The sequence below is a fragment of the Aeromonas sp. SCS5 genome (assembly GCF_001887375.1).
Classification (GTDB): Bacteria; Pseudomonadota; Gammaproteobacteria; order Enterobacterales; family Aeromonadaceae; genus Aeromonas; species Aeromonas jandaei.
Map to the genome: position 1 here is coordinate 223,495 of NZ_LFCS01000001.1, position 12,181 is coordinate 235,675.

The 12,181-nt window shown below is 55.4% G+C and carries 10 protein-coding genes and 1 pseudogene; 3 read left to right on the forward strand and 8 right to left on the reverse strand.

Going from position 1 to position 12,181, the window contains the following annotated elements:
• Positions 1 to 9: 9 nt before the first annotated feature.
• The 5 genes from fabD to yceD form a co-directional block, all read right to left on the reverse strand.
• Positions 10 to 945, reverse strand: a complete 936-nt coding sequence (gene fabD / locus BS300_RS01100) for an ACP S-malonyltransferase (RefSeq protein ID WP_071910179.1) — start codon at positions 943 to 945, stop codon at positions 10 to 12.
• Positions 946 to 1,016: 71 nt separating this feature from the next.
• A complete protein-coding gene (locus BS300_RS01105) occupies positions 1,017 to 1,976 on the reverse strand; it encodes a beta-ketoacyl-ACP synthase III (protein ID WP_033113678.1) in 960 nt (319 codons plus the stop codon).
• A gap of 7 nt (positions 1,977 to 1,983) precedes the next feature.
• On the reverse strand, positions 1,984 to 3,003 hold the full coding sequence (gene plsX, locus BS300_RS01110) for a phosphate acyltransferase PlsX (protein WP_041207723.1): 1,020 nt from the start codon (positions 3,001 to 3,003) through the stop codon (positions 1,984 to 1,986).
• 9 nt (positions 3,004 to 3,012) lie between these two features.
• Positions 3,013 to 3,180, reverse strand: coding sequence for a 50S ribosomal protein L32 (gene rpmF / locus BS300_RS01115; RefSeq protein WP_005300935.1), 168 nt, complete (start codon positions 3,178 to 3,180; stop codon positions 3,013 to 3,015).
• Positions 3,181 to 3,199: 19 nt separating this feature from the next.
• Positions 3,200 to 3,721, reverse strand: coding sequence for a 23S rRNA accumulation protein YceD (yceD, locus tag BS300_RS01120; protein ID WP_041207910.1), 522 nt, complete (start codon positions 3,719 to 3,721; stop codon positions 3,200 to 3,202).
• Between the two features lie 119 nt (positions 3,722 to 3,840).
• On the opposite strand from yceD, the gene BS300_RS01125 reads away from it, so the two are divergent.
• A complete protein-coding gene (locus BS300_RS01125) occupies positions 3,841 to 4,422 on the forward strand; it encodes a nucleoside triphosphate pyrophosphatase (protein WP_071910339.1) in 582 nt (193 codons plus the stop codon).
• Between the two features lie 78 nt (positions 4,423 to 4,500).
• Here the strand turns inward: BS300_RS01125 and BS300_RS01130 are convergent, their stop codons facing one another.
• Entirely contained in the window at positions 4,501 to 5,181 is a 681-nt protein-coding gene (locus BS300_RS01130) for an HAD-IA family hydrolase (RefSeq protein ID WP_071910181.1), read from the reverse strand.
• The gene (gene rluC, locus BS300_RS01135; RefSeq protein ID WP_071910183.1) at positions 5,181 to 6,125 is read right to left on the reverse strand and encodes a 23S rRNA pseudouridine(955/2504/2580) synthase RluC; all 945 of its coding nucleotides are present in this window, start codon (positions 6,123 to 6,125) and stop codon (positions 5,181 to 5,183) included. Before rluC ends, BS300_RS01130 begins: the two co-directional genes overlap by 1 nt.
• Before the next feature lie 412 nt (positions 6,126 to 6,537).
• Between rluC and rne the strand changes: the two genes are divergently transcribed.
• Complete coding sequence (rne, locus tag BS300_RS01140) at positions 6,538 to 9,552, forward strand: ribonuclease E (RefSeq protein WP_071910185.1); 3,015 nt, start codon at positions 6,538 to 6,540, stop codon at positions 9,550 to 9,552.
• 83 nt (positions 9,553 to 9,635) lie between these two features.
• Positions 9,636 to 9,728: pseudogene (locus tag BS300_RS20955) on the forward strand (dCTP deaminase); the annotation flags it as partial.
• A 762-nt stretch (positions 9,729 to 10,490) separates the two neighbouring features.
• Here BS300_RS20955 and BS300_RS01145 read toward each other — a convergent pair.
• Positions 10,491 to 11,960: an inorganic phosphate transporter gene (locus BS300_RS01145; protein ID WP_041207908.1), complete on the reverse strand. Its 1,470-nt coding sequence runs from the start codon at positions 11,958 to 11,960 to the stop codon at positions 10,491 to 10,493.
• Positions 11,961 to 12,181 lie beyond the last annotated feature (221 nt).

Consider the following 12,181-nt stretch of genomic DNA (forward strand, 5'->3'; position numbering starts at 1 on the left):
TGCTCCTGTTTACTTGATCTGGGCCAGCGCCTGCTCGAAAGAGGCTGCATCGTTGGCGTGAATACCTTCCACGCGCTTGTCGATGCGCTTGGCGAGCCCGGTCAATACTTTGCCCGGTCCCATCTCGATTTCGAGGGTAACGCCCTCATTGGCCATCCGCTCTACAGTTTCGGTCCAACGAACTGGGCTGAACAGCTGACGCACCAGTGCTTGCTTGATGGCGGCTGGATCCTGTTCACAGGATACGTCGACATTATTGATGACCGCGATGGCAGGAACCTTGATCTCGATCCCGTCCAGCGCAGCTGCCAGTTTTTCTGCGGCAGGTTTCATCAACGCACAGTGAGACGGCACGGAAACCGGCAGCGGCAGCGCACGCTTGGCGCCCGACTCTTTCATCAGCACATTGGCACGCTCGACAGCCTCTTTGTGGCCAGCGATAACGACCTGGCCCGGAGAGTTGAAGTTGACCGGAGAGACCACCTGCCCCTCTGCCGCTTTTTCGCAGTTGGCAGCGATGGCGTCGTTGTCCAGACCTATGATGGCAGCCATGGCACCAGTACCTTCCGGTACCGCTTCCTGCATGGCCAGACCACGCAGCTCGACCAGTTTGACGGCATCGGTAAAGGCCAGCGCACCGCTGCAAACCAGAGCGGAATACTCACCCAGGCTGTGACCAGCCATGACGGAAGGCGTTGCCCCACCCTGCAGTTGCCACAGACGCCACAGTGCGACAGAAGCGGTCAGCAGTGTGGGCTGGGTACGCCAGGTTTTGTTCAGCTCTTCGGCCGGACCGTTCATTACCAGGGCAAACAGGTCATAACCCAGCACCTGGCTCGCCTCGGCGAAGGTCTCCTTGATCACGGCATGTTGCTCGGCCAGCTCGGCCAGCATGCCCACGGTTTGGGAGCCTTGTCCCGGGAAGGCAATGGCAAATTGGGTCATCATTGATTCCTTTTAGATAAGCAAAAATGAAATCGTTGCGGGATGACAGCACTCGCTCATCCCGCTTTGGATCAGAGGCGAACCAGCGCCGAGCCCCAGGCAAAACCACCGCCGAAGGCTTCCAGCAAGACCAGCTGGCCCGGTTTGATCCGGCCATCCCGCACCCCTTCATCGAAGGCGATGGGGACGGACGCAGCAGAGGTGTTGCCGTGCTTGTCGAGGGTCAACACCACTTTATCGAGGCCCATACCGAGTTTCTTGGCAGTGGCGCTGATTATGCGGAAGTTGGCCTGATGGGGCACCAGCCAGTCCAGCTCGCTCGGCTCGAGACCGGCAGCTGCCAGCGTCTCGGTCACGATTTCGCTCAAACGGGTGACCGCCACTTTGAACACATCGTTGCCCTTCATGTACATGTAGGCTTCGAGTTCGGCGCCCGGCATCCCGCGACGGGGTTGCGGTAGCTTGAGCAGATCGCCATAACGGCCATCGGCATGCAGATGGGTGGAGAGAATGCCCGGTGTTTCGCTGGCACCAATCACCACGGCACCGGCCCCATCACCAAAAATAATGATGGTGCCGCGATCTTCCGGATCGCACATGCGCGACAGCACATCGGCCCCTACGACCAGCACGTGGCGGGCAGCGCCGGATTTGACGAACTGATCGGCAATGGAGAGTGCGTAGGTAAAACCGGCGCAGGCTGCCGCCACGTCAAAGGCAGGGATCCCCTGTACACCCAGTAGCCCTTGCAGTTCGCAAGCAGCTGCCGGGAAGGCGTTTTCTGCGCTGGTGGTGGCCAGCACAATCATGTCGAGATCGGCCGCAGTCAGACCCGCGGCATCCAGGGCCCGCAGGGCGGCCTGGTAAGAGAGGGTGGCAACAGTCTCATCAGCACCGGCAATGCGGCGCTCACGGATCCCGGTGCGTTCCACGATCCACTCGTCACTGGTCTCAACCATCTGCTCGAGATCGGCGTTGGTACGCACTGAACTCGGCAGGTAGCTGCCAGTACCCAGAATTTTGCTATGCATAGAGTTCTTATAGGTCCCTGTCGGAAAAGACAGCTTCAAGGCGATCTGCTATTTGCAGTGGAAGTTGATGTTTGGCCTCTTGTGCGGCCAGCAGGATCGCATTACACAGGGCGCGCCGCTCGGCTCGCCCATGACTTTTTACCACAATGCCGCGCAATCCTAACAGACTTGCCCCGTTATACTGGTCGGGGTTCAGGTATGAAAAACGCCGTTTGAACATAAAACCGGCGATCCGGCCAAGAAAAGTGCGCTTCTTGCGGGGATATCCCGCCAGCTGAGCCATCATTCGCACTACCCCCTCGGCCGTTTTGAGGGCGACATTGCCAACAAAACCGTCGCAGACGATCACATCGCACTCGCCGCTGAAGATGCGATCCCCTTCAATGAAACCGACATAGTTGAGCGCGTTGCACTGGCGCAACAATTCGGCACTGTGACGTACCAGATCGTTCCCCTTGATCTCCTCTTCCCCGATGTTGAGCAAGGCAACACGAGGAGAAGCGATGCCTTCGACTTTCTCGGCCACCACGGAGCCCATCACCGCAAATTGAAGTAAGGTATCCGCATCACAACTGACGTTGGCGCCGAGATCCAGCATCACGGTGCGCTTGCCGCTCAATGTCGGCAGCGCCTTGATAAGTGCCGGCCGATCGACCCCGGGCAGAGATTTGAGCACGCACTTGGCCATCGCCATCAACGCACCGGTGTTGCCGGCACTCACGCAGGCATCGGCCTCACCGGCTTTCACCAGATTGAGTACCACCCGCATGGAGGAATCTTTCAGAGTACGCAGCGCCACGATCGGTTTATCGCCCATGCCAACCACCTGGGATGCATGTACGAAACGAACGCGGGGATGATTCAGCAAGCCATGTTGCTGCAGCAGAGAGGAGGTCTGATGTTGGTCACCGACCAGGATCAGTTTTAGCTGGGGTAAAAGAGACAGTGCCTGCACGGCGGCAGGCACTGTTTCCGAGGGGCCAATATCTCCCCCCATGATGTCTAGCGCGACAGTTTGCGTAGACAAAGGCAATCCTTAAGCGATTACCTTTTTACCGCGGTAGAAACCATCGGCAGTCACGTGGTGACGACGATGGATTTCGCCACTGGTCTGATCAACAGTCAGGGCAGCAGTGGTCAGCGCATCGTGGGAACGACGCATGCCACGCTTGGCACGGGTTTTACGGTTCTGTTGTACGGCCATTGTAGGCTAACTCCTAAATTCACTTACGTTTAAGCTCTTCAAGAACTGCAAAGGGATTCGGCCGCTCATCAGCAGGTTCGATTTCACCCCAAGTCATCTCCATGTTACCGCGGGGACACGCATCCAGAGAATGCATGGCTACCTGAGGCAACGAGAGGATGAGTTCATCCTCCAGGATTTGATGAAGGTCCATCTCGCCGTTTTCGTCCAACTCAATGGGCTCATAAGCTTCCGGCAGTTCTTCCTCGTTTGTTCTTTCGAACAGCGGAGTGTAGATAAATTCAGCTTCACAGAGATGCTCGAAAGTCTCTCCGCAACGTTGGCAAACCAGGTCAACCTTGGCATGGGCAGTGCCTTTCATAACGGTCAACTTCTGGACATCTTTGCCAAAGTGCAGCGATACCTCGATATCACTCCGCAAGCCAGCGGTTGATTCCTCCAGCCTGGGCATCTGCGACTTTTCCACTATCCCGACATAGTCGAGCAGCTTCAAGGCACTACGGACTGGATCAACCTTAACGGGCAACTTCACCTTTTGCATAGGGCGCGAATAATATAGGTCCAACAACTGATAGTCAAAGGAAAAAGTCCTTACCGCCGATGATTTTAACGCCACAAGTCCCTAGAATGCCGGTACTTGCTTTCATCGGTATTCGGATTATGCCACAGAATCTTATCCTCGCCTCAACTTCTCGCTATCGCAAAGCCCTGCTGGAAAAGCTCGGCCTCCCCTTTGAATGTGCGGCTCCCGACGTAGACGAACGCCCGCTTGCAGATGAATCCGCTCAGGAGCTGGTGGCCCGACTTGCCCGGGCAAAGGCTCAGGCCATTGCAAATAGTCGTGATCACGGACTGATCATCGGTTCTGATCAGGTGTGCGTCTGCAATGGCCGCATCCTCGGCAAACCGGGCACCATAGACAATGCCATAGCACAGCTGATGGCGGCTCAGGGGCGCAGCGTCACCTTTTACACTGGCCTGTGCGTACTTAACGCTGCAACCAAGGAGATTCATGAATTGATTGAACCGTTTACAGTTCACTTTCGCGATCTCGACGAAACCGCCATTCGCCGCTATGTAGAGGCTGAACTGCCCCTCGATTGTGCTGGCAGCTTCAAATGCGAAGGGATGGGGATCGTGCTGTTCAAGGGGCTGGAAGGACGTGATCCTAACGCCTTGATCGGTCTGCCGCTTATCGGCCTGATCGAACTGCTGGAGTGCCACGCCATCGCCCTGCCCTGATGGTGGGCGAATAGATGAGCTAGAAAATATAAAAATCCCGGTCAATTGACCGGGATTTTTATATATCAGATTTTTGTCTCACAAAGAGAGGCGTCTACAACAGAGCGCGCGAAGAGCCGTCATAGAGTCAACCACGGCCACTGGCTCGTAACGACTGAGGGCCTCGCGGCTATCCACCCCCCAGGTGACACCAATGCGCGGCATGGCGATTGCCTTGGCCATCGCCATATCGTGAACAGAGTCGCCAATCATTACGGCCTGCCTAGGTGAAAGCCCCAGTTCAGCCAGGATCTGCCCAAGCATCAGCGGATCAGGCTTGGAGCGGGCCTCATCGGCGCCACGACTGGTAACAAACAACGCACGCAGCCCGGTCTCATCCAATACCCGATCCAGCCCACGGCGTGATTTGCCGGTCGCGACGGCCAGTTGCAGCCCCTGTGAGCGCCAGTCATGCAGCAGCTCCTCTGCCCCGGCAAACAGCGGACTGGGGGTAGCATCGTGCAGATAGTGATGATGATAACGATCGATGAGTGTGGCAATCTGGCGCTCATCAATGGCGGTGCCACTGTCGCTACGTAAAGGGAACAGGCGGGACATGGCAACATCGAGGCTCAACCCGATAATCTGCCAGATCTGGGACGGTGCAGGTACCGCCAGCTCACAATCTCTGGAGGCCCCCTGCACACAGGCAACAATCCGGCCCACCGAATCCATCAGGGTACCGTCCCAATCGAAAATGGCGAGCCGGATATCCTGCATCAGCGTGGCAAGCCGTTGAGGAAGTTGTCGAGTTCAGGTGCCAGCGGCGCTTCTACCTGCATCTCGCGACCATCGGCCGGATGAGTGAAGCTGAGCTTCCAGGCATGCAAAAAGAGCCGTTTCAGCCCTTGGCTGCGCATTTTCTCGTCAAACGCCACTTCACCATACTTATCATCACACGCAATCGGGTGACCGGCATGCAGGGTGTGCACCCGGATCTGGTGAGTACGACCGGTGATGGGGCTGCACTCGACCAGGGTTGCTTCGGCAAATTGACGCACGATGCGGAACCGGGTTTCGGAGGGCTTGCCATCGGCGCTTACCCGCACTACCCGCTCGCCAGACTGCAGGTCGTTTTTGCGCAGTGGGGCATTGACCACCTTGACGTGAGCCTGCCATTTGCCGCGAACCAGCGCCAGATACTGCTTGCGCATGGTCTTGACACGCAACTGCTCATGAAGGCTACGCAGGGCACTGCGTTTTTTGGCAACCAGCAACACGCCGGAGGTGTCGCGATCCAGTCGATGAACCAGTTCGAGGAAACGGGCTTCAGGACGCAGGGCGCGTAGCCCTTCAATCACGCCAAAGCTCAGGCCGCTGCCGCCGTGTACTGCCATGCCGGAGGGCTTGTTCAGCACGATCATGGCATCGTCTTCAAACAGGATCTGGCTCTCCAGACGTTGGATAACACCGAGGTTGGCGGATGGCAGCTCATTTTTTTCAGCGACGCGAACGGGAGGAACCCGCACCTCATCGCCTGCGCAGAGTTTGTACTCCGGTTTGATGCGCTTTTTGTTTACTCGCACTTCACCTTTGCGAAGGATGCGATAGATCAGGCTCTTGGGGACGCCCTTTAGCTGAGTCTTGAGAAAATTGTCGATGCGCTGCCCGTCATGCTCAGCTTCGATGGTGAGCAGCTGCACTTGTTGATGTATCTGTGTCATGGCGCGGATTTTACCACTGCCAGCGCCCCTTGGCTGCTGGTTTGTTGAAAAATGGCGCCTTGCTATAAAAGAGGTTTAAATGGGATAATAAACAAGGTTTTGTCATTGTGTTCAAGCCTTGTACTAAGTGGCCAAAAAGTATGCCACCCAATCCCGATACACCGTGTCTAGAAGAACATGACGGTTCCCGGGTGCGAGGTACAACGCATGGAGAACACAAGCATCACCGTTTATTTGTCTCCATTTCGGCATCCTTATTCATCTCTTCTCGAGGAAAGATGACCAGAACGCCCTTAGTTTGCGCCTCATGCATACCCCAACCGGGAGGTTGCCCCAGTATGCTGAAGACCCGAGGCCGGCGCTGGCAGGACCCAGATGGAGGAAATCAAAATGACACAATAATGAGAACTCAATGAAAAGAATGCTTATCAACGCAACTCAAGAAGAAGAGTTGCGCGTAGCGCTGGTTGACGGACAACAGCTCTACGATTTGGATATTGAAAGTCCGGGACACGAGCAGAAGAAAGCGAACATTTACAAGGGTAAGATCACCCGCGTAGAACCCAGCCTTGAAGCTGCTTTTGTCGACTACGGCGCCGAGCGCCACGGTTTCCTGCCGTTGAAGGAGATCGCCCGCAATTACTTCCCCTCCGGTTACTCCTATCAGGGTCGTCCCAACATCAAAGAAGTGGTCCGCGAAGGTCAGGAAGTTATCGTCCAGATCGACAAGGAAGAGCGTGGCACCAAGGGTGCAGCCCTCACCACCTTTATCAGCCTGGCAGGTAGCTACCTGGTACTGATGCCCAACAACCCCCGTGCCGGTGGTATCTCCCGCCGCATTGAGGGTGATGAGCGGACCGAACTGAAAGAAGCCCTGAGTGGATTGACCGTGCCGGAAGGCATGGGCCTGATCGTGCGTACCGCTGGTGTGGGCAAGTCGCCGGAAGAGCTGGAGTGGGATCTGAACGTTCTGCTCAACCACTGGGACTCCATCCACAAGGCCTCCCAGGAGCGCGCCGCGCCGGTACTGATCCACCAGGAAAGCAACGTCATCGTGCGTGCCATCCGTGACTATCTGCGTCGCGATGTGGGCGAGATCCTGATCGACAATCCGGTGATTTTCGAACGTGCCAAGGCCCATATCGAGCTGGTGCGTCCCGATTTCCTCAACCGTGTGAAGCTGTACAAGGGTGAAGTTGCCCTGTTCAACCACTTCCAGATTGAGAGCCAGATCGAGTCAGCCTTCCAGCGTGAAGTGCGCCTCCCCTCCGGCGGCAGCATCGTTATCGATCCGACTGAAGCCCTGACCTCCATCGATATCAACTCCTCCCGCGCCACCAAGGGCGGCGATATCGAAGAGACGGCGCTGCAAACCAACCTGGAAGCGGCCGACGAAATTGCCCGTCAATTGCGTCTGCGCGACCTGGGTGGCCTGATCGTTATCGATTTCATCGACATGACGCCGGTTCGCCATCAGCGCGAAGTGGAAAACCGTCTGCGTGAAGCGGTTCATCAGGATCGCGCCCGCATCCAACTCGGTCGGATCTCCCGTTTCGGTCTGCTGGAGATGTCTCGCCAGCGTCTGCGCCCCTCCCTCAACGAGTCCAGCAGCCACATCTGCCCCCGTTGCCAGGGTCAAGGCGTGATCCGTGACAACGAATCCCTCGCCCTGTCCATCCTGCGTCTCATCGAAGAAGAGGCCATGAAGGACAACACCGAGCAGGTTCACGGTCAGGTGCCGGTGGATGTTGCAGCCTATCTGCTTAACGAGAAGCGTGCTGCCATCGCTAGTCTGGAACAGCGCAATGATGTGCGTGTTTACATCATTCCGAACCAGCATCTGGAAACCCCGCACTACGAAGTGACCCGCATTCGTCAGAACGAGATCCCGGAAGCGGCCAGCTATGAGCTGAAAACCGAGATTGCCAAGCCGGTCTACCAGCCGAAGCAAGCTCAGGTGATCGAGCGTGAACAACCGCTGCTGCAAGGCTTTGCCCAGCCGACTCAACCCGCGCCAGTTGCAGCACAGCAGCAGACAGCCCCGGCCGTTGCCGCTGCACCTGCCGAAGCAGGTTTCTTCAGCAAGCTGATCAAAGGCATTACCGGCCTGTTCAGCAGCGATGCAGCCCCTGCCGAAGTAAAAGCTCCGGCTGATAAACCGGCTGCTCGTGAAGCACGCAAGGAAGAGGGTCAGCGTCATCAGCGCGAAGAAGGTCGTGGCCGTGGTCAGCGTCCTCGTCGTGACGACAACCGTGGCAACCGCAACAATGCGGAAGCTGGCGAGAAACGTGAAAATGGCAATCGCGAAGGTGGTGAAAACCGCAATCGTCGTCCTCGTAAAGAGCGCGAGCCCCGTCAAGAGCGTGAAGTTCGCACTGAACAGCGGATGGAACGTGAACCACGCGAAGCGCGTCAAGAACGTGAGCCCCGTGCTCCACGCCCCGCTCGTGAGCCACGCGCTCCCCGTGAGCCTCGTGCCGAGGTTGTCGTTGACGCGGTGGAAACCGTTGATGCCATCGAACCACGTCAGGAAAAAGAGCAGAAAGTGGCTGAGCGCCGCGAACGTCGCCAGCTGCGCAAGCAGATCCGCGTTGATGTTGCTGCGAGCGACACCCCTGCCCTGCCTGTCGTAGAAGAGGTTCAGGTTGCAGCTGTTGAGACTGGCGACCAGGATGAGCAGGCCGAAGGTCAGCGCCGTTCCCGCCGTACTCCGCGCAGCCAGCGCATCGAAGGCCAACGTCGCAAGCGTATTAATGAAGAAGCACGTAGCCAGCGTGATGAAGAGCAACAAGCCGAGCCTACTCTGACTACCGCCGCCCAGGCCGATATTGCCAAAGCGCAGGTTGAAGAGCCGGTAGTGCCTGTTGTCACCATCCCGAGCGCTGAAGCTGTCGCTGCTGCTCTGCAAGCCTCTGCTGCACTGACCGAACACGTGGTTGTCGAAGCTGTTGCTGAGGAGTCAGCTGAGCAGGCTCATGCGGTACAGACCGAAGTGGCCGCAACACCTGTTGTTGATACCGTAGAAGTGGAAGCCCCTGCTGTCGCAGTAGTTGAAGCAAGTCAGGTTGAGATTACACAAGCTGAACAACCTGCTGAAGTTGTTGCCGAAGCTCCGGTAGCCGCTGTTGAAGCATTTGAGGTCACAGAAGCAGTAACTACTGCACCTGTTGCTGAAGAGCCGGTAAAAGTTGTAGCTGAAGAGGCTCCCGTAGCCGTAACCAAGCAGGTTAAGCACGGTGCCGGTCTGTTGGCCCGAGCTCGCAAGGCATCTGCGCCAATGGCAACCCCTGCCGAAGCTCCTGCCCTGCCCGCTCGTGAACCGGTGGACTATCCGCCTCTGGTTCGTGGCGAAGTGGTTAGCTCAGGCCGTCACGGCGGTAGCACCGCAGCAGTCAATGTGGCTTCCTGCCCGGCAGGTCGTCCTTAATAGTTCTTGTTAGAACAAGCAAAGAGCCACACAATGTGTGGCTCTTTTTTTATGGGTGACATTCACCTAGTTATCCCTTGGCAATGCGTCTGTGTAATACCGATATCGGAGACCATTCGGCTGAGGGCAAGATCGTCATTGAGCCACGGCCCGGTGTAGAGCGGATCAGTGGCGTCCTTGGTAAAACTAAAGGCGTACTAAGTTTTCTACCTGAATTCTATTTATTCGAAATAATGGCCATAAAAGCTTAAGTCACAAACTTGTTTGTTGGCATATAAAACTCATTATTCATGCATCCAATAGTACATTCCTCATCCTAGCTCCGATTCATTTTTGCCGAATCGCTGATTACAGCTTGGACTGTCAATGTAATTTAGATCTCAGGAATCAATCCACTATCCAGATTAAGTCAGCTCCATATAAAACCACAATCCGACTTACATCTGGAACAGTGTTATAGATTGAGCCAAATACTATGCCCAGGTACACAATGCTGCAAATGCAGCTTATGTAATCGTATATTTTGTAGCGGTAACTTTCTGGTTGGAGGTTACAGTTATCCCTCCCCTCCGCTAATTAAATCTACTAACCAGATATGATGCTGACTGGAGAACGATTGACTACCGCGCTCTTGCTCATGTCTATGTGTGAAATACTATCTATTGACCGGGTATCGCAGGATAACGCGAGCTGCGATAAACACCGATCAGGGTTGTATCTAAAAAACAACAAGCCACACTATGTGGCTCTTTGCTTGTACCAATAACGGGATATCCCTTATCCCTCCCCCACCCTACTTGTTAGTCGTCGCTCTACATAATATCAATCTGGATTAGCAGGATGCAGCAGGCTCTAATCGATAGGAAAAAAGGGGTATGGAACTCATGTTGAAATAAAAAGGGCCCGAAGGCCCTTTGATATATAAACGCTTGAAGAGATTATGCGAACAGATGATGGCTGATGATGAACAGCCCACCAGAGAGCAGCATGGTCAGCGGCAGGGTCAGCACCCAGGCCATCAGGATGGTCTTGATGGTCTGGCTTTGCAGGCCTGACTTGTTGGCCACCATGGTACCCGCCACCGCAGAGGAGAGAATGTGGGTGGTCGATACCGGCATACCGGTCAGACTGGCAATACCGATGGAGCTGGCCGCCGTGATTTGGGCAGCAATGCCCTGGCTATAGGTCATACCGGTAGAACCGATTTTCTCACCAACGGTGTGAACGATACGACGCCAGCCCACCATGGTGCCGCAACCCAGCGCCATCGCAATGGAGACGATCACCCAGGTCGGAGCGTATTCGGCAGTCGCAGTCAGATCCTTGCGCCATTTGGCCAGATCGGTCAGCTCCTTGGCCGGCAGAGAGAGTTTGGAAACTTTGCGTGCGGTGTCATCGATACAGAGCAGCAGACGACGCACTTCACGGCGATCGGTCAGGCTCATCTCTTCATAGGTACGAACAGCACCAAGACGGGCGTCCAGAGTGTTCATTGCCTGCAACACGCTGTCTGCTGAACAGTGAGTCATCAGTTCTTCTTGCACAGCAGAAGCTGAGTTGAAGTTGATAACACCACTCACCGCATCCTGATTGCGCTTGTAGATTTCCATGATGCGCTGGTTGGCATCCTGAGTACGATCCAGATCGTAAGAACGGCTATTCATGTCCAGCGCGAAGTAGGCTGGCGCCATGCAGATGAGTACCAACATGACCAGACCGATACCCTTCTGGCCATCGTTGGAGCCGTGCACAAAGCTCACCCCCATCGCAGAAGCAACCAGAGTGAGGCGAGCCCAGAATGGCGGGTGCTTCTTGCCATCAACAAGTTGACGCTCTTCCGGGGTCTTGTGGATCTTGTTGCTGGTCCAGATGCGTTTCATAACCAACAGCAGCAGCGCTGCCACGATGAAACCGATGGTAGGAGAGATGATCAGGGAGAGCATGATGTCGATCGCCTTGCTCACGTTGATCCCCTCGGTCACCGGCTTGTGACTGATCCAGGCATAGGCACCGCCTACCCCCAGAATGGAACCGATCAAGGTATGTGAGCTGGAAGCCGGGATCCCGAAGAACCAGGTACCCAGATTCCACACAATGGCGGAAAAGAGCAGCGAGAAGACCATGATCAACCCTTGGGTGGAGTCCATCCCAAGCAGCAGGTCGATGGGCAGCAGATGGACGATGGCATAAGCCACACCCAGACCGCCAAACATGACACCGAAAAAGTTGAAGATCCCTGATGCAACAACCGCCAGGTGAGCGGGCATCGCTTTGGTGTAGATAACCGTTGCTACCGCGTTGGCGGTATCGTGAAAGCCATTGATGAATTCATAGGCAAGCACAAAAAAAACGGCCAATACCAAACCGATTGACCACCACAAACCCAAACCACTAAACATTTCAAACATAAAAAAAAGCCTGTTTATGAGTTGCGGCGGATTATGCCAGATGGCGGCCAACACCATAGCTATCCGTGAAATATTTCAGCCATAAAAAAAAAGAGCTTTTTGGTAAAAAATATCTTACAGCCAGTAACCATGCGGCTTGCCAGAGATTAATTAAAGCGAGCAGTTGTTGCCAATGAACAACAAAGTTGCTGACAATTCAGCCAACAAACGTCATTTTCAGC